Source organism: Stenotrophomonas muris, assembly GCF_052751275.1.
This window is the reverse complement of sequence record NZ_CP199879.1, coordinates 3,510,842-3,535,886: the sequence shown is the minus strand read 5'-3', so window position 1 is coordinate 3,535,886 and position 25,045 is coordinate 3,510,842. Positions and strand designations below refer to the sequence as shown.

The following is a 25,045-nucleotide window of genomic DNA, read 5'->3' as shown; positions in this document are numbered from 1 at the left end:
TCGCCGCCCGCGATTCCCGGCGTTTCCCTCCCCGCTGCACGCACGAACCGAACTGGAGAAAGACATGAGCAAGCTGCCCACTGCCGAACAGATCCAGCACGACTGGGATACCAACCCGCGCTGGGAAGGCATCCAGCGCAACTACAGTGCCGCCGACGTGGTGCGCCTGCGCGGCACCGTCCACATCGAGCATTCGCTGGCCCGCCTGGGTGCGGAGAAGCTGTGGGCATCGCTGCATGAGCGCGAGTTCGTCAACGCGCTGGGTGCATTGACCGGCAACCAGGCCATGCAGCAGGTCAAGGCGGGCCTGAAGGCGATCTACCTGTCCGGTTGGCAGGTGGCGGCCGACGCCAACCTGGCCGGGCAGATGTATCCGGACCAGTCGCTGTACCCGGCCGATTCGGTGCCGGCAGTGGTCAAGCGCATCAACAACACGCTGCTGCGCGCCGACCAGCTGCACCACGCCGAAGGCAAGGACGACATCGACTTCCTGCAGCCGATCGTGGCCGATGCCGAGGCTGGCTTCGGCGGCGTGCTCAACGCCTTCGAACTGATGAAGGCGATGATCGAGGCCGGTGCTGCGGGCGTGCATTTCGAGGACCAGCTGGCGTCGGTGAAGAAGTGCGGCCACATGGGCGGCAAGGTGCTGGTGCCGACCCGCGAGGCGATCGAGAAGCTCAACGCCGCGCGGCTGGCCGCCGATGTGCTGGGTGTGCCGACCCTGCTGGTGGCGCGCACCGATGCCGAAGCGGCTGATCTGCTGACCAGCGACATCGACGGCAACGACAAGCCGTTCACCACCGGCGAGCGCACCGTCGAAGGCTTCTACAAGACCCGCAACGGCCTGGACCAGGCGATCAGCCGTGGCCTGGCCTACGCGCCCTACGCCGACCTGGTGTGGTGCGAGACCGGCAAGCCGGACCTGGAATTCGCACGCAGGTTCGCCGAGGCGATCCACGCGAAGTTCCCGGGCAAGCTGCTGGCCTACAACTGCTCGCCCAGCTTCAACTGGAAGAAGAACCTGGACGACGCCACCATTGCGAAGTTCCAGCGCGAACTGGGCAGCTACGGCTACAAGTTCCAGTTCATCACCCTGGCCGGGTTCCATGCGTTGAACTACGGCATGTTCAACCTGGCCCACGGCTACGCACGCCGCCAGATGAGCGCGTTCGTCGAGTTGCAGGAAGCCGAGTTCGAAGCGGCCGAGCGCGGCTTCACTGCGGTCAAGCACCAGCGCGAGGTCGGTACCGGCTACTTCGATGCGGTGACCCAGGCGATCCAGCAGGGCCAGTCGTCGACCACCGCGCTGACCGGCTCGACCGAGGAAGAACAGTTCCATGGCGGGCGCAGCGAACGCGCGGCGTGATGCGGCGCGCCGCGTGATCCGGTGGTGCCGGCCGCTGGCCGGCAACCCATCGATGTTTCCGAAGCCCATGCAGTTGCCGGCCAGCGGCCGGCACTACCGGGCTCCGGGTGATCAGGGTGGCCAGGGAAGGGCCAGACAACGCCGGCCGGTCGGGGGACCTGCCGGCGTTGTTGTATCGATGCAAGGGCGCAGCACGCGCGGAGCGTCAATCAGGCGCACCCCGGTGCCGGCAACTTGGCCGAAACCCTGTGAAGCCCGGCATCGGATTGATCCAGCAGGAGTTTTGCCCGGACACCCGTGACCAGAACGGGCCATCACCGATCTTCACATCAATCAAGATCGGCAGAAGGGTCAAAATGAGATAGGGCGCACACTTTAAAGCGGTGCTATGCTCCGCGGCTCACCAGGGGACGCTGGCGGCGGGTGCAGGGAATGACCGGCAGGGGTGCGGCCGAGAACAGTGATGTGACGACAGGTATCGCCCGGGTGGCGATGGCCGAGATCGTGCACGCTCTGTTGTCCGATGCCGAGGTGGCATTGTTCGCCAGATTCGCCCGCGCATGCAAGCTCCGTGCCGGACAGTGGCTGTTCCAGCGTGGCCACCGCGGCGAGCGCATGTATGTGATCCTCGAAGGCCAGATCGAACTGGACTTCGGCGAGGACCTGGTGATCAAGACGCTCGGGCAGCACGAGTTCTTCGGAGAACTGGGCCTGTTGGTCGGCGACCACCTGCGCAGCGCCAGTGCGCGCGCGCTGGTCGACTGCGATGTGCTGGAGCTGGGCCCGGCCGATTTCCATCGGCTGGTCGAATCCGATCCCGGCCTGGTGGCCTATTTCCTGCGCCGCACGATCATGCGCGTGCTGGCCAACGAACAGGCACTGATCGCACAGCTGCGCCGGCGCAACCACGATCTGGAAACCGCGCTGGACAATCTGTACATCACTACCCATCAGTTGACCCACACCCGTGAGCTGGTGCGTACCGATGAACTGACCGGGCTGCACAACCGGCGAGGCCTCACCCTGTACCTGCAGGAGTGCCGCGAGCGGGCCGAGGGGCCGCCGCAGGCGCTGCTGCTGATCGATTGCGACCGCTTCAAGCAGATCAACGACCGCCACGGCCACCAGGCCGGCGACCGCGTGCTGCAGAGCATGGGCAACATCCTGCGCTCGATGGCCGGCGAGCAGGACCTGGCCTGCCGGCTTGGTGGCGATGAGTTCTGCCTGATCCTGCGCCGTGGCAATCACGAGATCGTGCAGCACGCGGCCGAGTTCATCATCAGTGCGGTGCATGGCCTGCTCGAGCGCAGCCATGGCACGCCGCATGTGAGCCTGGTCAGCATCGGCGCCTGCCTGCTGGCGCCGGAGGCAGGCTGGAGCGAGTGGTATGCCTGCGCGGATCGTGCGCTGTACCAGGCCAAGCGCGATGGCGGCAACTGCCTGCGCTGGGCGGATGATCCGGACGGCCAATAGGGAGAGGCAGGCGATGAATGGCGACAACGGAACGTCAGCCCCGCATAGCCCACAGCTGCGCGCCCTGCTGTTCACCGATCTGTGTGATTCGCTGCAGCTGGTCGAGCGGATCGGCGATGTGGCGGCGGCAAGCCTGTTCCAGGAACACGATCGCCTGGTACTGGTGCTGCAGCAGCGCTGGAACGGCCAGCTGATCGATCGCTCCGATGGCTTGTTCATGCTGTTCGAGCGCGTCGTCGACGCACTGGGCTTCGCCCTGGACTACCAGCGCGAACTGCACGCGCTGGGCCAGCAGCGCGCGATTGAACTGCGCGCGCGCGCCGGCCTGCACGTGGGCGACGTGCTGACCTGGGAGAACAGTGCCGAGGCGGTCCGTGCCGGTGCCAAGTCGATGGAGGTGGAAGGCCTGGCCAAGCCGATGGCGGCGCGCCTGATGATGCTGGCCCGCCCCGGCCAGATCCTGCTTTCGGCGGTGGCCGAATCGCTGACCCGCCGTGCCACCGATGCACTGGGCGAGCGTGGCACGCGCCTGCTGTGGAAATCGCACGGGCGCTGGCGCTTCAAGGGCGTGCCGGTGGTGCAGGAAGTGATCGAAGTGGGCGAGATCGGTTCGGCGCCGCTGCGCATGCCGCGCGCCAACGCCAAGGCGCGCCGCGACCTGCCGCTGTGGCGGCAACCGCTGGTGCTGGCCGCCGAAGGCCTGATCCTTGCCGCGGCCGTGCTGGGCGGCTGGCTGCTGCTGCGGTCGGAGCCGGCCATTGCCTTCGCCGAACGTGACTGGGTGGTGCTTGGCGATGTCGACAACCTCACCGGCGATCCGATCTTCGATGACTCGATGCGGCACGCGATCCGGATCGCGCTGGAACAGTCGCGCTACGTGAACGTGCTGTCGGAAGGCAAGATCCGCGAAAGCCTGGAAATGGCGCGGCTCTCGGGCGATACCCGGCTCAACCGCGATACCGCGGTCGATGTGGCGGTGCGGGAGGGCGCGCGCGCGGTGCTGCTGCCGACCGTGCGGCAGAAGATCGGTGGCTACGAGCTGGCCATCGATGTTGCCGCACCGGGCAGTGGCCAGGTGATCCAGACCTTCACCGCCACCGCCGATCGATCCGACCAGATGGTGTTCGCCGTGGACGACGTGGTCGGTCGCCTGCGTCGCGGACTGGGCGAGTCGGTGGCCAGCCTGGAGCAATCCCTGCCGCTGCCGCGCGCCTCGACCCAGGACCTGCGCGCACTGCGCGCGTTCGCGCTGGCCGAGAGCGCACTGGGTCAGCGTCGCTTCGAAGAAGCCCGCAACCTCTACCAGGCCGCGATCGACATCGATCCCGGTTTTGCCCTGGCCTACATGGGCGTGGCCAAGCTGCATGCGCGCACCGCGCAGGTCGCGGACGCGCGTGACGCGCTGGAGCACGCGCTGGCCCAGCAGCAGCGCCTGCCCGCGCGTGAGCGCCTGTACCTGAAGGGCTGGCAGGCCGAACTGGAACCCGGTGGCTGGCCGCTGGAACAGTGGCGTGCACTGGCCAAGATCTATCCGGATTCGTTTGCTGGGCTGTCCAATACCTCCTGGGGGTTGCTGCAGGACAATCGCTTCACCGAGGCCGAGCCCTATGCGCGCGCCGCGACGGTGCCTCAGGACCCGTTGCGGCTGTATCCGACCATCCATCTGGCGCGGGCACAGCTGGGCCTCGGCCAGCCGCAGCAGGCAATGCGCACCTTGCGCCAGGCACGGATGCTGCGCGGCAATGACGAGGCCGACGACCTGGATGTGGACGTGCTGGTTGCGCAGGGCCTGGATGCACAGGCGCAGCAGCTGTTGATGCGGTTGCCGCGGGGGGACGACCTGCAACAGCGCATGCGCCTGCGGGCCCACCTGCTGGTGGCTGCGGAGCAGCGTGATTGCAGCAGTTTGCATGCCGCGATTGCTGCGGACGGTCCAGCACCGGATCTGATCGACTACCAGATCCATCAACGCCTGCAGCACGCCACCGTGACCACGCTGTGCACGGCCGGCGATGCGAAGGAGCTTGAATCCATTGCCGCCGTGCTGCGGCCGCTGCTGCGGAACAACGACGACTCCGCCGTGGGCAGCCGCAGCCTGCAGCTGCTGGCCCTGACTTATCTGGCCCAGCGCCAGGGCCAGCATGCGCTGGCCGCAGAGTGGCTGCGCAACCATGGCGAACTGCTGGAGCGGCAGCGCAGCCCTGTGGTGGGCAAGTGGCGTCGGGTTGTGTTGGCGATGGCCGAACTGGCGCAACAGCGTCCGCGGGCGGCACGCCATCTGCTCGAGCCCACCTTTGATGGCAGCGAACCTGTGCAGGCCCACGTTGTGCTGCTGCAGGCACTGCGTGCCGAGCAGGACACTGCCGGCGTGCGTCGCGAGCAGGCCTGGCTGGCCCGGCACCACGGCCAGGCCATTGCCGAGGTGGCGTCCATGCAGGTCTGGCAACCCCTGAATGTGCACGACATCGCCACCGAGGCGACGTCGGTGCGAGTGTCGCGCTGATGCGGACTCAGGCGTTGACGCGCTCGTCGATGCGGTCGGCTTCGAAGCAGAACACCACGGTCATCGAGGCGGTCGAGGTACTCAGGTACGCATGCAGCGAATCACGGGTGCGGCTCAGCTCCTCGACCGAGGCCAGGGTGCCGATCTTCATGCAGTCGTTTTCGCCAACGGCACCGTCCAGCCCGATCGAGGCCAGGGCCTTGGCCGGCGAAGCGGTGAAGTGGCTGCGGAACGCTTCGCTGCCGATCAGGTGGTCCAGCAGGGTGCTGGCGTCGGCGGCGGAAAGACGGGGACGGCTCATGGGGATTGTCCGTAGGTGGAGCTACTCGTATCGGCCGCGACAGCCCGCCATTGAGGGCCGCGCTGTGCACGTCGCTAAAGTTGGCCGCGCTGCGGTCGTTGCTGCTATGCCGGCTGTGCGGCACAAGGAAGGAAACCGATGCGCCTGCGCCGCTGCGCCAGCCTGATGTTCGAGCCTCGCGAGGCGGTCACCCTGGACCTGCGCGCGATGCTGGCCGGCCACGCCGAGATGGACAGCCAGATCAGCTGGGTGGCGCTGGCCGCCCACCTGGACCAGCCACTGCCGGTGGACGCCGAGGAGCGCCAGCTGCTGGGCGGGCTCAGCGCGCACCGCTGGAGCGAACCGCCCGCCGATGCCTGCCCGGCCATGCTGGCCCGCCTGGTCGAACAGGGCCTGCTGTTGACCGACCCACCGAGCGAGGTGGGGCACCAGATGCGCGACGAGGCGCTGCGGCGCAGCCAGTGGTGGCCATTGGCTGCGCTGGCCCATCGCCATGCGCGCTGGCAGGCCGTGGACAGCGTGGAGGACATGCGCCGGCAGGGGTTGGACACCGCGGCCGGCCTGCGCCAGCGCCTGGGGCCGCCACCGCCGGTGGTGCAGCCGATGCAGGGCGACTACCAGCCGCTGCCGCGCAGCGAAGAGGCCGCGTTCGATGCACTGCTGGCGCGTCGCACCACCTGCCGCAATTTCGACCCGCAGCGCGCGTTGCCGCTGCCACTGCTGGCCCAGGTGCTGCAGCGGACGTTGATGGCGCACGCGGTGCAGAAGGTCGAGCGCGATACCGAGTTCCTGAAGAAGAACGTGCCTTCCGGTGGCGGCCTGCATCCCACCGAGGGCTTCCTGCTGGTGCAGAACGTGGAAGGACTGGCACCGGGCTTGTACCACTATCATCCGGTGCAGCACGCCGTGCTGCCGCTGCCCTCGCCACCGCCGCAGGCGTTGCCTGCGATGGCGCGGCGGATGCTGTCCGGGCAGGCGTGGTTCGCCGATGCGCCAGCGCTGCTGGTACTGGCACCGCGTTATGACCGCTGCTTCTGGAAGTATCGCAACCATGCCAAGGCGCACCGTGCGGTGACGCTGGACGTGGGCCACATTTCGCAGTTGCTGTACCTGTGCGCCACCGAGCGCGGGCTGGCAGCATTCGTGACAGCGGCGATCAACGATGCCGATGTCGATCGTGCTTTTGGGTTCGATGGCATCGGCCAGAGCGCGATGGCCATCTGTGGCCTGGGCTGGCGCAGTGCCACGCTGGACACGGCCGAATTCGATCCGGCCGGGCGGGTGGCGACGGGCGACGACCGCTGAGCGGCCGTCGCCCCGGCGATCAGGTCGCCTCGAAGTCCACCAGCACCGCGCCGTCGCCGACCTGGTCGCCGGCCTTGGCACGGTAACCCTTCACCGTGCCATCGGCCGGTGCCTGCAGGGTGTGCTCCATCTTCATCGCTTCCAGCACCACCAGCGGCGTGCCGCGCTTGACCTCGGTACCGGCCGCGACCAGCGTGGCCACGATCCTGCCCGGCATGGGTGCCAGCAGGCTGCCGGCGTCGGCCACGGCGTGGTCCGATTCACCCACTGGATCATGCAGGGTGAAGCGGTGCTGGCCGTCGGCGCCGAACAGGTGCAGCTGGTTACCGTCGCGCAGCAGCTGCAGCGACCCGCGGCGCTCGCCCAGCTGCACCGTCAGTCCGTGCACATCGGCCGTGCCGATCACCCGCACCGGTGCAGCGTCATCGCACTGCACGCGCCAGCCATCGGCCTGCGCCCACACCTTCAGCGTGTGCTTGCGTTCGCCCTGCTGCAGCGGCACTACGCGCGGCGCGGACGCACCGAGGCGCCAGCCATCCTGTGACCGCCACGGCGAATGCGGATCGCGCACGTCGGTGCTGGCGGGCGCCGTGCTTGCCACCGCGGCCACGGCGGCCAGCAGCCACACGTCCGCACCCGCGTCGCCCACGGCACTCAATGCCGCCTGTTCGCGTTCGATCAGCGCCGTATCCAGCCTGGCGTGCGCGAACGAATCGGTATTCACCAGGCGGCGCAGGAAGCCGGCGTTGGTGGTCACGCCCACCACCTGGCAGTCGGCCAGGGCCTGGCTCATGCGGCGCAGCGCGGCGTCGCGGTCCACGTCCCAGACGATCAGCTTGGCGATCATCGGATCGTAGTACGGGGTGATGCTGTCACCTTCCTCCACGCCGGTATCGACGCGCACGTTGGCCGACGCTGCCGGCAGGCGCAGGCGGCGCAGGGTGCCGGTGGAGGGCAGGAAGCCACGGTCGGCATCCTCGGCGTACAGCCGCGCTTCGATCGCGTGGCCGTGGATCGCCAGCTGGTCCTGACGCAGCGGCAGCGGTTGGCCCGAAGCCACGCGCAGCTGCCACTCCACCAGGTCGGTGCCGGTGATGTATTCGGTGACCGGGTGCTCGACCTGCAGGCGGGTGTTCATTTCCATGAAGTAGAAATCGCCGTCCGGGCCGGCGATGAATTCCACCGTGCCCGCCCCCTTATAGCCCACTGCGCGTGCGGCATCGACCGCGGCCTTGCCCATTGCAGCACGACGTTCGGGGCTCATGCCCGGCGCGGGTGCTTCTTCCAGCACCTTCTGGTGGCGGCGCTGCACCGAGCAGTCGCGCTCGAACAGGTAGACCGCCTCACCGTGGCTGTCGCCGAACACCTGGATCTCGATATGGCGCGGGCGCTCGACGTACTTCTCGACCAGCACGTGGTCGTGGCCGAACGCCGAGGCCGCCTCGCGCTGGCAGCTGGCCAGCGCATCGACGAAGTCCTCGCTGCGTTCGACCTTGCGCATGCCCTTGCCACCGCCACCGGCGCTGGCCTTGATAAGCACCGGGTAGCCGATGCCATCGGCCTGCGCGCGCAGGAAGTCCGGCGCCTGCTGGTCACCGTGGTAACCCGGCGTCAGCGGCACACCGGCCTTGGCCATCAGCGCCTTGGCCGCGCTCTTGTCACCCATCGCGCGGATCGCGCTGGGCGGTGGCCCGATGAAGGTGATGCCGGCGGCGGCACAGGCATCGGCGAAGTCGGCATTCTCGGACAGGAAGCCGTAACCGGGGTGGATGGCCTGTGCGCCGGTAGCGCGCGCGGCGTCAAGCAGGGCATCGCCACGCAGGTAGCTCTCGCGTGCGGCGGCCGGGCCGATGTGGACGGCTTCGTCGGCCAGGCGCACGTGGCGTGCGTTGCGGTCGGCATCGGAATACACCGCCACGGTGGCGATGCCGAGGCGGCGGCAGGTGGCGATGACGCGGCAGGCGATTTCGCCGCGGTTGGCGATCAGGACTTTGCTGAACATGGCAACGTGCTTCATAGGAGCGTGCTCGGTCATGGCACGGGTCACATGCGGAACACGCCGAAGCGCGTCTGCTGCGGGGCGGCGTTGAGGCTGGCCGACAGCGCCAGCGCCAGCACCTGGCGGGTGTCGGCCGGATCGATCACGCCGTCGTCCCACAGGCGCGCGCTGGCGTAGTACGGGTGGCCCTGCTGTTCGAACTGGTCGCGGATCGGTGCCTTGAAGGCATCCTCTTCCGCCGCCGGCCACTGGCCGCCCTTGGCTTCAATGCCATCGCGCTTGACCGTGGCCAGCACACTGGCGGCCTGCTCGCCGCCCATCACGCCGATGCGCGCGTTCGGCCACATCCACAGGAAGTTCGGCGAGTACGCACGGCCACACATGCCGTAGTTGCCGGCACCGAACGAGCCGCCGATCACCACGGTGAACTTGGGCACCTTGGCACAGGCCACCGCCATCACCAGCTTGGCGCCGTCCTTGGCGATGCCGCCCTGTTCGTACTTGCGGCCGACCATGAAGCCGGTGATGTTCTGCAGGAACACCAGCGGGATGTTGCGCTGGGTGCACAGCTCGATGAAGTGCGCGCCCTTCAGGGCCGACTCGGAGAACAGGATCCCGTTGTTGGCGATGATGCCGATCGGGTAGCCGTTCAGATGGGCGAAACCGGTCACCAGCGTTGCGCCGTAGCGCGGCTTGAACTCGTCGAAGCGCGAGCCATCCACCAGCCGCGCGATCACTTCGCGAACGTCGTAGGGCTTGCGCGTATCGGCCGGGATCACGCCATACAGCTCATGGGCCGGCAGCAATGGCGCTTCAGGGGCCCGCACCGCCATCGCCGGTTCCGGCTTGCGCCAGTTGAGCTGGGCGATGATCGCGCGCACCCGTGCCAGTGCCTGCAGATCGTTGTCGGCCATGTGGTCGGCCACGCCGGAGATGCGGGTGTGCACGTCGGCGCCACCCAGTTCCTCGGCCGTGACCACTTCACCGGTGGCCGCCTTCACCAGCGGCGGGCCGCCGAGGAAGATCGTGCCCTGCTCGCGCACGATCACGGTCTCGTCGCTCATCGCCGGCACATAGGCGCCACCGGCGGTGCAGCTGCCCATCACGCAGGCGATCTGCGGAATGCCCTGCGCCGACAGGTTGGCCTGGTTGTAGAAGATGCGGCCGAAATGGTCGCGGTCGGGGAAGACTTCGTCCTGCAGCGGCAGGAACGCGCCACCGGAATCGACCAGGTAGATGCACGGCAGGTGGTTCTGCTCGGCGATCTCCTGCGCGCGCAGGTGCTTCTTCACCGTCATCGGGTAATAGGTGCCGCCCTTGACCGTGGCGTCGTTGGCCACGATCACGCATTCCACGCCGCTCACCCGGCCGATGCCGGCCACCACGCCCGCGGCGGGCACGGCGTCTTCATACATGCCGTGCGCGGCCAACGGCGCGATTTCCAGGAAGGCGCTGCCGGGGTCGAGCAGGGCGTCGATGCGGTCGCGCACCAGCAGCTTGCCGCGCGCGGTGTGCTTGGCGCGTGCCGCCTCACTGCCACCCAGCGCGGTGCGCGCGAGGGTGGCATGCAGGTCGTCGACTACGGCCTGCATGGCCGCGCGGTTGCTTTCAAACGTTTCGCTGCCCGGTTGCAGCTGGCTGTTCAGGACGGTCATCGCGGTGGCCTTACAGGGTGCGCTGGAACAGTTCGCGGCCGATCAGCATGCGGCGGATCTCCGAGGTGCCGGCGCCGATTTCATACAGCTTGGCGTCGCGCCACAAGCGGCCGGTCGGGTATTCGTTGATGTAGCCATTGCCGCCGAGGATCTGGATCGCCTGGCCGGTCAGCCAGGTGGCCTTCTCGGCGGCGTACAGGATCGCACCGGCGGCGTCCTGGCGGGTGGTGCGGCCCTGGTCGCAGGCGCGCGCCACGGCATAGACATACGCGCGGCAGGCACCCAGGCCCACGTACATGTCGGCGATCTTGGCCTGGATCAGCTGGAAGCTGCCGATCGGTTCGCCGAACTGGTGGCGCTCGTGCACATAGGGCATGACCACGTCCATGGCCGCGGCCATCAGGCCCAGCGGGCCACCGGACAGCACCACGCGCTCGTAGTCCAGGCCGGACATCAGTACGCGCACGCCACCGCCGACCTGGCCCAGCACGTTCTCTTCGGGAATCTCGCAGTCCTGGAACACCAGCTCGCAGGTGGGCGAGGAGCGCATGCCGAGCTTGTCCAGCTTCTGCGCGGTGGAGAAGCCCTTCATGCCCTTCTCGACCAGGAACGCGGTGATGCCCTTGGCACCGGCCTCCATGTCGGTCTTGGCGTAGACCACCAGCACGTCGGCATCCGGGCCGTTGGTGATCCACATCTTGTTGCCGTTGAGCACGTAGCGGTCGCCGCGCTTGTCGGCGCGCAGCTTCATCGACACCACATCCGAACCGGCACCCGGTTCGCTCATCGCCAGCGCGCCGACCAGGCTGCCGTTGCACAGGCCGGGCAGGAAGCGCTGCTTCTGTTCTTCGTTGCCGTTCTTGCGCAGCTGGTTCACGCACAGGTTGGAGTGCGCGCCATAGGACAGGCCGATGCCGCCGGAGGCGCGCGAGATTTCTTCCATCGCCACCACGTGGGCCAGGTAGCCCATGCCGGTACCACCGTATTCTTCTTCCACGGTGAGGCCGAGCAGGCCCTGTTCGCCCAGCTTCGGCCACAGGGCCAGCGGGAACTGGTTGCTGGCATCAGCCTCGGCGGCCAGCGGTGCGACCTCGGCGGCGGCAAAATGGGCCACGCTCTGGCGCAGCAGGTCGATGTCTTCGCCAAGATCGAAGTTCAGGGATGGCACGTGCATTGTGGTGGCTCCACGGCGGGATGGCAGGGAATGGACGCACCCGGCGGGGGAGCGGGCGGCGGTCGGCAGGACCGCCACCCGCACGGGCGATGGCCCCAGCGTAGCGGGGTTCGGATAAGAAGTGAATACGAATTCAAAAATTGAAACTAGAATCAGAACATGGCCTATAAACGCTCTGCATTGATGGAAGAACGCCTGGCGGGCGCCCGTGAACGGATCCTGCTGGCCACCCGCGAGCTGGTCGCCACCGGCGGCTGGCGCAACGCCCCGGTGACCGCCGTGGCGACCCAGGCGGGGGTGTCCACCGGCCTGATCTATCGCCACTTCCCGTCCAAGGCCGAGCTGTTCGTGGAGGTGCTCAACGCCGCGGTGGCCCACGAGGTCGCGATCATGGAGCGCATCGCCAGCGGTCCGGAGGTGGCCAGCGAGCGCCTGCGGCTGGCAATCACCGCCTTCGTCCGCCGCGCCCTGGCCGGGCCGGGGCTGGCGCACGCCTTCATCGTCGAACCGGTCGATCCGGACGTGGAGGCCGAGCGCATGCGCGGACGTCGCGCGTTCGGCGACGTGTTCCTGCGGCTGGTGGAGGAAGGCGTGGCCGCCGGTGAGCTGCCGGCACAGGACGCGCATGTGGCCGCCGCGTGCCTGGTCGGCGCCTTCACCGAAGCGATGGTCGGCCCGACCGCGCCCAGCCGCGAAGCGCACCGCGACGAAGACGCGCTGGTGGATGCGATCTGCAGCTTCTGCCTGCGCGCGATCGGTGCCCCGGTAATCCGGTAGCGCCGGCCGCTGGCCGGCTTCTGTTGCTGGGGTCAGATCCCTTTTGCGCCGCAAAAGGGATCTGACCCCATCCCCGACCCCAGCCCCCGGCATGTTGCGCCGCACCAGCAGTGACGCCTGTTGTCGCACGCAAGGCGCGTTCTATACTCGGTCCATCACGCAGTCGCTCAGCCGTGGTCCAACGACTATCAGCCAGGGGTAACGAAGAGTGCGGAATTACGATCTGGAGTTCCTGAAACGCTTCTCCATGGTGATCGCGCTGCTGGCGACCATCACCCTCGGCCTCATCCTCCTTGCCGCCTACATCCACACCCGGATTCCGCCCGAGGTGTCGCCCACTGCGGCCAAGCGCACCGAACAGCGCATTTCGCCCACCGGCGCGGTCTATGCCGGCAGCACCGGCGCCGCCGCGCAGGCCGCGGCCAAGGCCGCCGCGCTGGCCAAGGCGGCGTCGCAGGTGGCCTACGGCGGCACCAAGGATGGCAAGGTGATCTTCGACAACCTGTGCACCGCCTGCCACACCAACGGTGTGGGCATGGCACCGACGCTGGACCATTCGCATTGGGACAAGCGCATCGCGCAGGGCAAGGACACCCTCTACAAGCACGCCATCGAGGGCTATACCGGCCCCGACGGCGGGATCATGCCGCCCAAGGGCGGCAACCCGGCGCTGACCGAAGAACAGATCCACGCCACCGTGGACTGGATGCTGGGCAACCTGAAGTAACCGCCGCAACGCGCCGCTTCCTGTAGAGCCGAGCCCGCGCTCGGCTGCTCTCCGCGCGGTGTGGCCAGGTGCAGCCGAGCATGGGCTCGGCTCTACGATCCCCCGGCTTTGCCCACCGAGGCCTGATCGCTCATATGCCCCCGCTGCGCAGGCGGGGTTTCGCATTTCAGGGTTAGTCTGTGCGCCTCTTCCATGGAGTCGCCCGTTGATGCGCCGCCGTTCCCTCGCCCTTGCCCTGTCCCTGCTGCTGCCGGCCGGCGCCTTTGCCCAGGCCCAGCCGCAGGCCACGCCGGTCGCGCCGCCCTCCGTCGCGCGCGGCAGCGCCACTGTGGTGCTGACCGCTGCGCCGGCCGACTGGCGCGCGCTGGATGGGCAGCGCGTGCGCATCGCCGCGCCGCTTACCCTGGCCGGTACCGATGGCCTGCAGCACTTCGGCCAGCTCACGGTGGCGTTCGATGGCCGCCTCTGGCAGCCGACCGAAGTGGCCGCGCCGGGCACTGCCGGCTATGAGCAGGTGATGGCCGACAACCAGCGCCGCCGCCTGGTGCTGGAGGATGGCAGCGATGCCCGCGACCCCGCCAGCGTGCCCTACCTGCCGGGCAACCCGGTGCTGCGCACCGGCATGCAACTGCGCAATGTGGAGGGCATCGTGCGCGTGGACGCGCAGGGCCATCCGCGCCTGCAGGTCGAAGGCGCGCTGAAGCTGCCGGAACTGAAGCGCCCGGCAGTACCCACGGTGCCGGGAAGCCTGCACGTGGCCGCCTTCAACCTGGAGAATTTCTTCAATGGTGACGGCCAGGGCGGTGGCTTCCCGACGCTGCGCGGCGCGCGCACGCTGGACGAGCACAAGGCGCAGCTCGCCAAGCTGGTCACCACGGTCAATGCGTTGGGCGCCGATGTCGCTGCGCTGATGGAACTGGAGAACGACGGCTACGGCCCGCAGTCGGCCATCGCCGAACTGGTCGATGCGCTCAACCGCGACCGCGGCGCGCAGGGCGACTGGCGCTTCGTCGACGCCGGCAACGGCCCCGGCGCCAACCCGATCCGGGTCGGGATCATCTACCGAAGCACGCGCCTGCAGCCGGTCGGCAAGCCGGCCACGCTGACCGGCGGCCCGTTCGTCGAGCACAGCCGCGTACCGTTGGCGCAGGCCTTCCAGGGCAAGCAGGGCGCGCCGTTCGTGGTGGTTGCCAACCATTTCAAATCGAAGGGTTGCCGTGACGCGGCCGGTGCCGACGCCGATCGCAACGACAATCAGGGCTGCTGGAACGCCACCCGTGTGACGTCGGCGCAGCAGCTGCACGCCTGGCTGCAGACCGATCCGACCGGTACCGGCGCCAGGGACGCGGTGCTGCTGGGTGACTTCAATGCCTACGCGATGGAAGACCCGATCCGCGCCCTGCATGATCTGGGCTGGCAGGACGCGTTCAAGGTTGCCAAGGTCGAGCATCCCTACAGCTACGTCTACAACGGCTACACCGGCCGCCTCGACCACGCCCTGCTGAACCCGGGCATGGCCAGGCGCCTGCGCGGTGCCGCCGAATGGCACAGCAACGCCGACGAGCAGGACGCCAGCGGCTACCAGGGCCGCAACGTGCAGGGCCCGTGGCGCAGCTCCGACCACGACCCGCTGCTGCTGGGCTTCGACAAGTAACGCGCCAGGCCGGGGTCGGATCCCATTCCCACGGAATGGGCTCTGACCCAAGGCATCGCGGGGTCTGAGGCGTAGGGGTCAGAGCCCATTCCGTGGGAATGGGATCCGACCCCGGGTATCGCTCACCCCCAGGCGATCATCCCGATCGCCAGCACCGCCAGTGCCAGGCCGGCGCGGTTCCACTTCGTGGTGGCCTCGCCGAAGGCGAGCACACCCACCAGCGCGCCCAAGACCACCACCCCGATGTTCATGCCGGCGAACACGGTGGCCGGGCTGTCCGGCATCGCCTGGTGCGCGTGTACATAGAAGAGGATGTTGCCGCCATTGAGCAGGCCCAGCAGCGCGCCCGCGCCCAGGTTGCGCCAGGCCAGCCGGCTGCGGCCACGCGTATGCCGCCACAGCTGCACTGCCAGCATCAGCACGAAGGCGACGCTGAAACTGGCCAGCACCGCCGCCATCGACGGCGTGCCGGACAGCGCCACCTGCTTGAGCAGCACGTCCACCACTGCGAATCCGGCCCATACGCCCAGCAGCCAGCCCCAGCCGCCGGGTGAGGACGCCACCGCCGGGCCGCGCGGGCGCAGGCTGATGGCCACCATCGCCAGCAGGCCCAGGCCCAGGCCGGCCAGTTTCCAGGGCGTTGCGGTCTGGCCGAAGCACAGGAAGGCGGCGGCCAGGGAAAGCAGCAACGACAGCCGCTGCGCCACGTCGCTGCGGACGATGCCGGCCACCGCCACCGCGCGGCCCAGTACCAGGAAGATCGAGGGCAGCACCACCGCCAGCGCCAGCAGTGACGGCCACGGCGCACGCGGCGCGCGCAGTGCATCCAGCGGTGGCTGCAGCACCACGGTGGTGAGCGTTGCCGCCACCAGATAGTTCCAGGTGACCATCTGCGCAACATCCAGCTGGCGGCGTGCGGCCACCTTCAACAACACCGAAACCAGCACACTGCAGATCACGGCCAGTGACAGATAGAGCATGGGGCGGGCACAGGGCAGGGGCGGGGGACGGTATCATGGTGCCATGCACAAGCCCTTGTTCCCCGTCGCCCCCGGCGAAACCGCCTGCCTCGAACTGGACGGCCCGGCCGGCCCGCTGGAAGTGGTCGTCGACCTGCCCAAGGCCGATGTGCCGGTGCAGCCGATCGTGGCCATCGTCTGCCATCCGCTGTCCACCGAAGGTGGCACCCTGCACAACAAGGTGGTCACCATGACCGCCTCCACCCTGCGCGAGCTGGGCATCGCCACGGTGCGCTTCAACTTCCGCAGCGTGGGTGGTTCGGCTGGCACCTTCGATGGCGGCGTGGGCGAGCAGGATGACCTGAAGGCCGTCGCGGCCTGGGTGCGCAGCCAGCGCCCGGACGACCGCCTGTGGCTGGCCGGTTTCAGCTTCGGTGCGTTCGTGTCGCTGAAGGCCGCCGCCACGCTGCAGCCGGAAGCGCTGATCTCGATCGCGCCGCCGGCCGGTCGCTGGGATTTCGACGGCATCGCGCCGCCGGCGCGCTGGCTGGTGATCCAGGGCGAGCAGGACGAGATCGTCGACCCGCAGGCCGTCTACCAGTGGCTGGACACGCTGGACGCCCCGCATGAGCTGGTACGCATGCCCGAGACCAGCCACTTCTTCCACCGCAAGCTGATCGACCTGCGCGGCGCGCTGACCCACGGCGTCAAGCACTGGCTGGGCGCGGCGGCATGAGTGCACCCGAGCTGACCCCGTCGCAGCGGTATGCGGAAGGGGTTGCCCGTGGCGACTGGCAGAACGATCCGGCCCAGCATGCGGCGCTGGCCGAGCTGGACCGCATCCACCTGGGCCTGCTGGACAGTGCCGAGGATGGCTGGCTGGACCGCCTGTCTTCGTTCTGGAAGAAGCCCGAGCCGATCAAGGGCCTGTACTTCTGGGGCGGCGTCGGCCGTGGCAAGACCTTCCTGGTCGACCTGTTCTACGACGGGCTGCCGATCAAGCAGAAGTACCGCACCCATTTCCACCGCTTCATGCGCAGCGTCCATGAGCGCCTGCGCGAGCACCAGGGCCAGAGCGACCCGCTGGCGAAGATCGCCCAGGAATGGCGCAGCAACCTGCGCGTGCTGGTGCTGGACGAGTTCTTCGTCACCGACATCGGCGATGCGATGCTGCTGGCGCGGCTGCTCGAGCGCCTGTTCGCCGAGGGCGTGACCCTGGTCACCACCTCCAACACCGCAGTGGAGAACCTGTACCTCAACGGCCTGCAGCGCGAGAGCTTCCTGCCGGCCATCGGCCTGCTGCAGCGCTTCTGCGTCGAGCTGTACGCCGAAGGTACCGAGGATTACCGGATGCGCGCGCTGACCCGCTCGCCGGTATACCGCGCACCGCTGGCGGCCGACAGCGACGACTGGCTGGCCACGCGCTGGAACGAGCTGAGCGGCGGCCAGCCGGCCAAGCCCGGCAACATCGAGATCGAGGGCCGCAAGATCCCGGTGCGTGGCCGCGGCAAGAGCATTGCCTGGTTCGATTTCGCCGCGCTGTGCGAAGGCCCGCGCGGACCCTCGGATTACATCGAGATCGCGCACGAGTTCAACACGGTGCTGCTGGGCGGCATTCCCGCCTTCGACCGCTTGAATGAGGATGCCGCGCGCCGCTTCGTCAACCTGATCGACGAGCTGTACGACCGCCACGTCAACCTGGTCTGCACCGCCAGCACCTCGCCGATCGAGCTGTACACCGGCCAGCGCCTGCAGGGCGCGTTCGAACGCACCGCCTCGCGCCTGATCGAGATGCAGAGCGCCGAGTACCTGGGTACCCCGCACCGGGCGTGAGGGCGGTTTACTGTAGAGCCGAGCCCACGCTCGGCTGCTTCTGGATGATGTGCCGAAAGGGAGCCGAGCATGGGCTCGGCTCTACAGCAGCGCCGCGCAGCTATCGGGAAGGCGCCACCGCATTCCCACGCGGCCGCTCATCCGGCCCGGCCGACACCTGCAGGCCCGAGCCATCGCCGTGCTCCACCCGAACGCTCTCGCTGCGCTCCAGCAGCCGCAGCGGTTGGCCTTGGTAGCGCACTTCCAGCGCGTCATGGGTGTCGGCCAGCGACTGCACCAGCGGGCACAGCGACTGTGCTTGGGCCTCGATGCGTTCGGCGCGGCCTTCCAGCTGCTGTTCCATCTGCGCGTCCAGACGGTCGGCGCGTGCCTCCATCGCATCGCTGCGTCCGGTGAAGATCTGCCACAGCATGCTGCGGGCGATGGAGGCGGACAGCGACTCGGCCATGTCCTGCACCTTGGCCTCGAAGCCTGGCCCGAACACAGCCTGTTCCCAGTAGCCCTTGCCCAGCGTGCCGCCGATCCAGTCATCGGCCTGCCGGCGCAGGCGCCGGACCTTGCGGCTGTTGGCGGTACCGGTGAGGCTTTCATAGACCCCGTCGAGCACGTCGAAGCTCAGTCCGCTCACTTCATGGGCCAGCGCCGTGGCGGCCGGCATCAGCTGCCGTGCCCCGGCCTCCATCTGCCGAAGGCGGGCCGCGTCGGCCTCGCTGACCGGCACGACCGTGTCGTCCAGGCTCAGCACGCCATCGTGGAACACCACCTCGTGCGGTGCCTGCGGGCCATGCCGCAGCCAGATGCCACCGCTGTCCACCAGCACGTCATAGTCGGTGTGGATACCGCACTGGTCCGCGCGCAGCTTCGGGGTGTCAGCGGCAATTGCAGGTACGGTGACCACAGCAGCCAGCAGGGCCAAGGCGGGTGCTGACAGGCGCATGGTGGAATCCTTTCCGGTCATTGCAGGACCCCAGCATCCCGCGTTCGGCAGGCGCCGTCACCCGCCGAAAGTCACTGCGCGATGGCGATTCGTCCGGCCATACCGGCTTTCCCACCGGCTGCCCACCACCTATCCACAGGGTTGTCCCTAGCCAGTTTCATCACTGTCATGTGAAGCTGTCATTGTTCCGTTTTCGCGGTGCGTTGTGCCACCGCAATGACGCCTTTCGGACTTGACTGCGCAGCCCGTTCCGGCAGGTCTGAAGCGTCTGATCAGGGCGCCGATGGCACGATCCTTGCGGCGCAAGGGATTGCCGAATTTCACTACATTTGGCGTTGACGGACCCCATTACCCCCACTATCTTGTGGCCGTCGGTCGCAGCAACCCCCATTCCAGGGGTTGCCCCGGGGTACCCATCCGCGATCGTCAACGGCAGTGGCAGGCGCAGGGTCTCATCCCCTGCGACGCCGTCCTGCCATCCTGGGCTGTCATGTCCCGGGCCGCGTCACCCGATGCATCGAGCACCCCCAAATCACGCCAAGAGGACACACGCCGTGAGCACCGAATCCAGCGCCACCATCGAGAAGGAAAGCGAATTCCTGTTGACGTCGCCGCCGACGGCCAACGCGATGAGTGTGACCAAGCGCAATGGGACCACCGAACTGGTGGACCTGAACAAGATCGTGCGTGCGGTGCAGCGTTCCTCCGAAGGCCTGCACGCCGTGGATCCGATGCGCGTGGCCACCCGCACCATTTCCGGCCTGTACAACGGTGCCACCACCCGCGAGCTGGACGAACTGTCCATCCGCACCGCCGCCCTGCTGATCGGTGAAGAGCCCGAGTACGGCCGTCTCGCCGCGCGCCTGCTGGCCAACTACATCGCCAAGGAAGTCTCGGGCCAGGAAATCTACGCCTTCTCGCAGTCGGTCAGCCGTGGCCATGAAGTCGGCCTGATCAACGACCGCCTGCTGAACTTCGTGCAGACCAACGCACGCAAGCTCAACGATGCCATCGACATCTCGCTGGACCTGAACTTCGATTACTTCGGCCTGCGGACCCTGTACGACCGTTACCTGCTGCGCCACCCGCACACCCGCAAGGTGATCGAGACCCCGCAGCAGTTCTTCCTGCGCATCGCCAGCGCGCTGAGCGAGGACGTGTCCGAGACCCTGGCGCTGTACAAGCGCATGGGCAACCTGGACTACCTGCCGTCCAGCCCGACCCTGTTCAATTCCGGCACCACCCACGAGCAGCTGTCCTCGTGCTTCCTGCTGGACTCGCCGCAGGACTCGCTGGAATCGATCTATTCCAAGTACGGCGACATCGCCCAGCTGTCGAAGTTCTCCGGCGGCATCGGCGTCAGCTACACCCGCGTGCGTTCGCGTGGTTCGCTGATCAAGTCGACCAACGGCCATTCCAACGGCATCGTGCCGTGGCTGAAGACCATGGATTCGTCGGTGGCCGCAGTGAACCAGGGCGGCAAGCGCAAGGGCGCGGCCTGCGTGTACCTGGAAACCTGGCACGCCGACATCGAGGACTTCCTCGAGCTGCGCGACAACACCGGTGACGAAGCCCGTCGTGCGCACAACCTGAACCTGGCCAACTGGGTGCCGGACTTGTTCATGAAGCGCGTCGAAGCCGACCAGGAATGGTCGCTGTTCGATCCGCGCGTCGTGCCGGAGTTCACCGACCTGTTCGGCGAAGCCTTCGAGCAGGCCTACCTGCAGGCCGAAGCCCAGGGCAAGGCCAACCGCACCATCTCCGCGCGCAAGCTGTATGCCCGCATGATGCGTACGCTGGCCGAGACCGGCAACGGCTGGATGACCTTCAAGGACAAGTGCAACCGCGCCAGCAACCAGACCCTGCGCCCGGGCAACGTGATCCACCTGTCCAACCTGTGCACCGAAATCCTGGAAGTCACTTCCAACGATGAAACCGCCGTGTGCAACCTGGGTTCGATCAACCTGGGCAACCACTTCGACGAGCACAACGAGTTCGACTTCGAGAAGCTGGCCGAGACCGTTCGCCTGGCCGTGCGCCAGCTCGACCGCGTCATCGACCTGAACTTCTACCCGATCGAAACCGCCCGCCGCGCCAACCTGCGCTGGCGTCCGGTCGGCCTGGGCTGCATGGGCCTGCAGGACGTGTTCTTCCGCAAGCGCCTGCCGTTCGACAGCGCCGAAGCCCGCGCCCTGTCGAAGAAGATTGCCGAAGCGATCTACTTCCACGCGCTGGAAACCTCCTGCGAGCTGGCCCAGGAACGTGGCAAGCACCCGTCGTTCAACGACACCCGTGCCGCCGGTGGCGAACTGCAGTTCGACGCCTGGAACGTGGTGCCGGAAGACACCGCGCGCTGGGATGCCCTGCGCGCCCGCATCAAGGAGCACGGCCTGCGCAACTCGCTGATGATCGCGATCGCCCCGACCGCGACCATCGCCTCGATCGCCGGCTGCTACGAGTGCGTCGAGCCGCAGGTGTCCAACCTGTTCAAGCGCGAGACCCTGTCCGGTGACTTCCTGCAGGTCAACCGCTACCTGGTCAACGAGTTGAAGAAGCTGGGCCTGTGGACCGCCGACATGCGCGATGCCATCAAGCTGGCCGAAGGCTCCATCGCCGGCGTGGCACAGATTCCGGAAACGCTGCGCGAGGTCTACCGCACCGCGTGGGAACTGCCGATGCGTTCGCTGATCGACATGGCCGCCGAGCGTGGCGCCTTCATCGACCAGTCGGCCTCGCTCAACCTGTTCATGGAAAGCCCGAACATCGGCGCGATGTCCTCCATGTACATGTACGCCTGGAAGCAGGGCATCAAGACCACCTACTACCTGCGTTCGCGCCCGGCCACCAAGATCGCCAAGACCACGGTCAGCGCTGCGGCCCCGGCCAAGGTGTTCAGCCCGGACGAAGCCATCGCCTGCTCGCTGGAAAACCCGGAAGCCTGCGAGGCCTGCCAGTAAGACACCGCGCGGTGGGTGCCGACCGTTGGTCGGCACTCGAACACCTCGCACCTGTAGAGCCGAGCCATGCCCGGCTGCGGAAAAACACCCACGGTAGCGCCGGGCCACGCCCGGCGGCTCACCCAGGAATTCAAGGAAACACCCATGGCCGACAAGCCCAAGCAGATGCTGCTCGATCCCGGTTTCGAACTGACCCTGCGCCCGATGCGCTACCCGCAGTTCTATGACATGTACCGGAATGCGATCAAGAACACCTGGACGGTGGAAGAGATCAACTTCCAGATCGACATCACCGACCTGCACAGCAAGATGTCGCCGGGTGAGCGCCACCTGATCCACCGCCTGGTCGCGTTCTTCGCCACCGGCGATTCGATCGTGTCCAACAACCTGGTGCTGAACCTGTACCAGCACTTGAATGCGCCCGAAGCGCGCATGTACCTGTCGCGCCAGCTGTATGAGGAAGCACTGCACGTGCAGTTCTACCTGACCCTGCTGGACAACTACCTGCCGGATCCGGAAGAGCGCGCCAAGGCGTTCTCGGCGGTGGAGAACATCGACTCGATCAAGAAGAAGGCCGATTTCTGCTTCAAGTGGATCGACTCGATCCAGGACCTGACCCGTATCGAGACCCGCGAACAGCGCCGCCAGTTCCTGCTCAACCAGATCTGCTTTGCCGCCTGCATCGAAGGCCTGTTCTTCTTCGCTGCGTTCGCCTACGTGTACTACTTCCGTTCGCGCGGCCTGCTGCCGGGCCTGGCCTCGGGCACCAACTGGGTGTTCCGCGACGAGAGCGCGCACATGGAGTTTGCGTTCGAGTCGGTGCGCGTGGTGCGTGAGGAAGAGCCGGACCTGTTCGACGACGAGATGAAGCAGCAGGTCTACGACATGCTGGCCGAAGCCATCGAATGCGAAGTGCAGTTCGCCGAGGACGTGCTGTCCGGTGGCGTGGCCGGCATCTCGACCCGCGACATGCGCCAGTACCTGCAGCACTGCGCCGACCAGCACTTCGCCAAGCTGGGCATGGAAAAGAAGTACAACGTGCGCAACCCGCTGCCGTTCATGGAACTGCAGGACGTGCAGGAGCTGACCAACTTCTTCGAACGCCGCGTCTCGGCCTACCAGGTCGGCGTTCAGGGCGAAGTCGCCTTCGACATGAACTTCTGATCGAACCGGCCAGGCCTGCCGCAACGAAGAACCCCGGCCAATGCCGGGGTTTCTTGTTTCCGTAGCGTCGAGCCATGCTCGACTGCTGTTCGCAAGAAAGTCGAGCATGGCTCGACTCTACAATCAGCGCCGCCCTTCCACCGCCATGCGCACCGCCAGCCCGGCCAGCACCGTGCCCATCAGCCAGCGCTGCACCATCTGCCAGGTGGGGCGCGCGGCCAGGAAGCCGGCGATGCTGCCGGCGGTCAGCGCGATCATGCCGTTCACGCTGACGCTGACCAGGATCTGGGTGGAGCCCAGCACGATCGACTGCATCAGCACGCTGCCTTCGCCGTCCGGGTGCAGGAACTGCGGCAGCAGCGACAGGTACATCACCGCCACCTTCGGGTTCAGCAGATTGGTCAGGAAGCCCATCGTGAACAGCTTGCGCGGGCTGTCCTGCGGCAGGTCGCGCACCGCGAACGGCGAACGGCCGCCGGGCCTGAGCGCCTGCCAGGCCAGGTACAGCAGGTACAGCGCGCCGCCGATGCGCAGCGCGTCGTAGGCGAACGGCACGGTCATCAGCAGGGCGGTGATGCCCAGTGCCGCACACAGCATGTAGAACACAAAGCCCAGCGCCACCCCGCCCAGCGAGATCAGGCCAGCCATCGGCCCCTGGCAGATCGAGCGCGAGATGACGTAGATCATGTTCGGCCCGGGCGTGAGCACCATGGCCAGCGAAACCAGCGCAAAGGCCAGCAGGTCGGAAGTGGCGGGCATGGGCAGTCCTGGCAGTGGGCGTGGCGCAGTGTAACGCCTGCCGCAGGCGCGGCCTGCGCAGGCACCGCTGCCGGGTGCCTGTTGCACGTGCATGCCGATGGCCATCACGCCGGTCGCTTAGAATCCGCAGCACCCCACACCGAAGCACCCCCATGACCCCGATCCCCGAGACCGTGCCGCCCACCGAAGTGCGCATGGCTGAAATCGTCTTCCCCAACCACACCAACCACCTGGGCACCCTGTTCGGTGGCCAGGCATTGGCATGGATGGACAAGGCCGCGTTCCTGGCCGCCGCCCGCTATTCGCGCCGCACCGTGGTGACCGCGCGCAGCGACCAGGTCGACTTCAAGCTGCCGATCCGCATCGGCCAGATGGTGGAAACCATCGGCCGCATCGTCGAAGTCGGCCGCAGCTCGATGAAGGTCGAGGTGGAACTGGTCGCCGAGGACCTGCACAGCGGCGAGCGCAAGCTGTGCACCCGCGGCCACTTCGTGATGATCGCGCTGGACGAGGAAGGCCACCCGATCGCGGTGCCGCCGCTGCCGGCCGCCTGAGACCAGCGGCTGAACCGGTGCTTGCGGGGGCGCTGCGGCGCCCCCATCTGGCAGCCATGACCCCGCCACTGACCGACTTCATCGACCGCGCCGAGCGCCTGTTCGTGCTGACCGGCGCGGGTTGCAGCACCGCCTCGGGCATACCCGATTACCGGGACGCCGACGGCCAGTGGAAACGCACGCCGCCGGTGACCTACCAGGCCTTCATGGGCGAGGCGACCACCCGCCAGCGTTACTGGGCGCGCAGCCTGCTGGGCTGGCCGCGCTTCGGCCTGGCCCGGCCCAACGGCACCCACCAGGCCCTGGCCGCCCTGGAAAGCCGCGGCAAGCTGCAGGTGCTGTTGACCCAGAACGTGGACGGCCTGCACCAGCGCGCCGGCAGCCGCAACGTGATCGACCTGCATGGCCGCCTGGATCTGGTGCGCTGCATGGGCTGCGAGCGCCGCAGTGGCCGCGAGGATTTCCAGCAGCGGCTGCTGGACGCCAATCCCGGCTGGGACGCGCTGGAGGCCGGCATCGCCCCCGACGGTGATGCCGACCTGGAGACCGATTTCTCCACATTCGTGGTGCCCGATTGCCCGCACTGCGGCGGCGTGCTGAAGCCGGACGTGGTGTTCTTCGGCGAGAACGTGCCGCGCGAGCGGGTGGCGGCGGTGCACGATCATCTGCAGCAGGCCGATGCGGTGCTGGTGGTGGGCTCGTCACTGATGGTCTATTCCGGCTTCCGCTTCGTGCAGGCGGCGGCGAAGGCAGGATTGCCGGTGGCGGCGCTGAACCGCGGCCGCACCCGTGCCGACGACCTGCTGTTGTTCAAGGATGAGCGGGACTGCGCTGAAGCCTTGTCCGGTTGGGTGGCGGGCTGAGCCGAGCGTCGGCTCGGCTCTACAAGGGGCTGTTCGGCGCTCGGCGGCATGATCGGCTGCGAAACAGCGATCCATCCAGACGGTT

At 67.6% G+C, this 25,045-nt stretch carries 20 protein-coding genes; 13 read left to right on the top strand and 7 right to left on the bottom strand.

Annotation, left to right across the window (positions count from 1 at the left end):
* Positions 1 to 64: 64 nt before the first annotated feature.
* From aceA to ACUVWL_RS16485, 3 genes are all read left to right on the top strand, one after another.
* The gene (aceA, locus tag ACUVWL_RS16495) at positions 65 to 1,366 is read left to right on the top strand and encodes an isocitrate lyase (RefSeq protein ID WP_019337654.1); all 1,302 of its coding nucleotides are present in this window, start codon (positions 65 to 67) and stop codon (positions 1,364 to 1,366) included.
* A 432-nt stretch (positions 1,367 to 1,798) separates the two neighbouring features.
* The gene (locus ACUVWL_RS16490) at positions 1,799 to 2,839 is read left to right on the top strand and encodes a GGDEF domain-containing protein (RefSeq protein ID WP_032956218.1); all 1,041 of its coding nucleotides are present in this window, start codon (positions 1,799 to 1,801) and stop codon (positions 2,837 to 2,839) included.
* Between the two features lie 13 nt (positions 2,840 to 2,852).
* Positions 2,853 to 5,342: a putative peptide modification system cyclase gene (locus tag ACUVWL_RS16485; RefSeq protein WP_445978573.1), complete on the top strand. Its 2,490-nt coding sequence runs from the start codon at positions 2,853 to 2,855 to the stop codon at positions 5,340 to 5,342.
* A 7-nt stretch (positions 5,343 to 5,349) separates the two neighbouring features.
* On the opposite strand, the gene ACUVWL_RS16480 is transcribed toward ACUVWL_RS16485, so the two are convergent.
* Positions 5,350 to 5,643, bottom strand: coding sequence for an NHLP-related RiPP peptide (locus ACUVWL_RS16480; protein WP_445978572.1), 294 nt, complete (start codon positions 5,641 to 5,643; stop codon positions 5,350 to 5,352).
* A 138-nt stretch (positions 5,644 to 5,781) separates the two neighbouring features.
* Between ACUVWL_RS16480 and ACUVWL_RS16475 the strand changes: the two genes are divergently transcribed.
* Complete coding sequence (locus ACUVWL_RS16475; protein WP_046427993.1) at positions 5,782 to 6,948, top strand: putative peptide maturation dehydrogenase; 1,167 nt, start codon at positions 5,782 to 5,784, stop codon at positions 6,946 to 6,948.
* Between the two features lie 19 nt (positions 6,949 to 6,967).
* Here the strand turns inward: ACUVWL_RS16475 and ACUVWL_RS16470 are convergent, their stop codons facing one another.
* From ACUVWL_RS16470 to ACUVWL_RS16460, 3 genes are read right to left on the bottom strand one after another with little or no spacing between them, the layout of a single operon-like run.
* A complete protein-coding gene (locus ACUVWL_RS16470) occupies positions 6,968 to 8,983 on the bottom strand; it encodes an acetyl/propionyl/methylcrotonyl-CoA carboxylase subunit alpha (RefSeq protein ID WP_445978571.1) in 2,016 nt (671 codons plus the stop codon).
* 8 nt (positions 8,984 to 8,991) lie between these two features.
* Entirely contained in the window at positions 8,992 to 10,602 is a 1,611-nt protein-coding gene (locus ACUVWL_RS16465) for a carboxyl transferase domain-containing protein (RefSeq protein WP_329890313.1), read from the bottom strand.
* Positions 10,603 to 10,612: 10 nt separating this feature from the next.
* Positions 10,613 to 11,776, bottom strand: a complete 1,164-nt coding sequence (locus ACUVWL_RS16460) for an isovaleryl-CoA dehydrogenase (protein WP_014645571.1) — start codon at positions 11,774 to 11,776, stop codon at positions 10,613 to 10,615.
* 159 nt (positions 11,777 to 11,935) lie between these two features.
* Between ACUVWL_RS16460 and ACUVWL_RS16455 the strand changes: the two genes are divergently transcribed.
* The 3 genes from ACUVWL_RS16455 (at position 11,936) to ACUVWL_RS16445 (ending at position 14,934) form a co-directional block, all read left to right on the top strand.
* Positions 11,936 to 12,553, top strand: coding sequence for a TetR/AcrR family transcriptional regulator (locus ACUVWL_RS16455; protein ID WP_014645572.1), 618 nt, complete (start codon positions 11,936 to 11,938; stop codon positions 12,551 to 12,553).
* A 208-nt stretch (positions 12,554 to 12,761) separates the two neighbouring features.
* On the top strand, positions 12,762 to 13,280 hold the full coding sequence (locus tag ACUVWL_RS16450) for a c-type cytochrome (protein WP_014035592.1): 519 nt from the start codon (positions 12,762 to 12,764) through the stop codon (positions 13,278 to 13,280).
* A gap of 208 nt (positions 13,281 to 13,488) precedes the next feature.
* Entirely contained in the window at positions 13,489 to 14,934 is a 1,446-nt protein-coding gene (locus ACUVWL_RS16445) for an ExeM/NucH family extracellular endonuclease (protein WP_445978570.1), read from the top strand.
* Positions 14,935 to 15,056: 122 nt separating this feature from the next.
* On the opposite strand, the gene ACUVWL_RS16440 is transcribed toward ACUVWL_RS16445, so the two are convergent.
* Positions 15,057 to 15,914 (bottom strand): EamA/RhaT family transporter, encoded by an 858-nt coding sequence (locus tag ACUVWL_RS16440; protein WP_445978569.1) that lies wholly within the window; start codon positions 15,912 to 15,914, stop codon positions 15,057 to 15,059.
* A 43-nt stretch (positions 15,915 to 15,957) separates the two neighbouring features.
* Between ACUVWL_RS16440 and ACUVWL_RS16435 the strand changes: the two genes are divergently transcribed.
* A complete protein-coding gene (locus ACUVWL_RS16435) occupies positions 15,958 to 16,629 on the top strand; it encodes an alpha/beta hydrolase (protein WP_014645576.1) in 672 nt (223 codons plus the stop codon).
* Positions 16,626 to 17,726 (top strand): cell division protein ZapE, encoded by a 1,101-nt coding sequence (gene zapE / locus ACUVWL_RS16430; RefSeq protein WP_049441797.1) that lies wholly within the window; start codon positions 16,626 to 16,628, stop codon positions 17,724 to 17,726. Before ACUVWL_RS16435 ends, zapE begins: the two co-directional genes overlap by 4 nt.
* 100 nt (positions 17,727 to 17,826) lie before the next feature.
* On the opposite strand, the gene ACUVWL_RS16425 is transcribed toward zapE, so the two are convergent.
* Positions 17,827 to 18,663: a DUF2884 family protein gene (locus ACUVWL_RS16425; RefSeq protein ID WP_032956617.1), complete on the bottom strand. Its 837-nt coding sequence runs from the start codon at positions 18,661 to 18,663 to the stop codon at positions 17,827 to 17,829.
* Positions 18,664 to 19,217: 554 nt separating this feature from the next.
* Here ACUVWL_RS16425 and ACUVWL_RS16420 point away from each other — a divergent pair.
* Both ACUVWL_RS16420 and ACUVWL_RS16415 read left to right on the top strand, forming a co-directional pair.
* A complete protein-coding gene (locus ACUVWL_RS16420) occupies positions 19,218 to 21,620 on the top strand; it encodes a ribonucleoside-diphosphate reductase subunit alpha (RefSeq protein WP_014645579.1) in 2,403 nt (800 codons plus the stop codon).
* A gap of 144 nt (positions 21,621 to 21,764) precedes the next feature.
* Positions 21,765 to 22,784, top strand: a complete 1,020-nt coding sequence (locus ACUVWL_RS16415) for a ribonucleotide-diphosphate reductase subunit beta (protein ID WP_005420683.1) — start codon at positions 21,765 to 21,767, stop codon at positions 22,782 to 22,784.
* Positions 22,785 to 22,907: 123 nt separating this feature from the next.
* Here the strand turns inward: ACUVWL_RS16415 and ACUVWL_RS16410 are convergent, their stop codons facing one another.
* Positions 22,908 to 23,543 carry a LysE family translocator gene (locus ACUVWL_RS16410; RefSeq protein ID WP_032956621.1) on the bottom strand — a complete coding sequence of 212 codons (636 nt, stop codon included), beginning with the start codon at positions 23,541 to 23,543 and terminating at the stop codon, positions 22,908 to 22,910.
* Positions 23,544 to 23,695: 152 nt separating this feature from the next.
* Between ACUVWL_RS16410 and ACUVWL_RS16405 the strand changes: the two genes are divergently transcribed.
* Positions 23,696 to 24,097: an acyl-CoA thioesterase gene (locus ACUVWL_RS16405; RefSeq protein WP_004153688.1), complete on the top strand. Its 402-nt coding sequence runs from the start codon at positions 23,696 to 23,698 to the stop codon at positions 24,095 to 24,097.
* A 56-nt stretch (positions 24,098 to 24,153) separates the two neighbouring features.
* Positions 24,154 to 24,960, top strand: a complete 807-nt coding sequence (locus ACUVWL_RS16400) for an NAD-dependent protein deacetylase (RefSeq protein ID WP_014645581.1) — start codon at positions 24,154 to 24,156, stop codon at positions 24,958 to 24,960.
* Positions 24,961 to 25,045 lie beyond the last annotated feature (85 nt).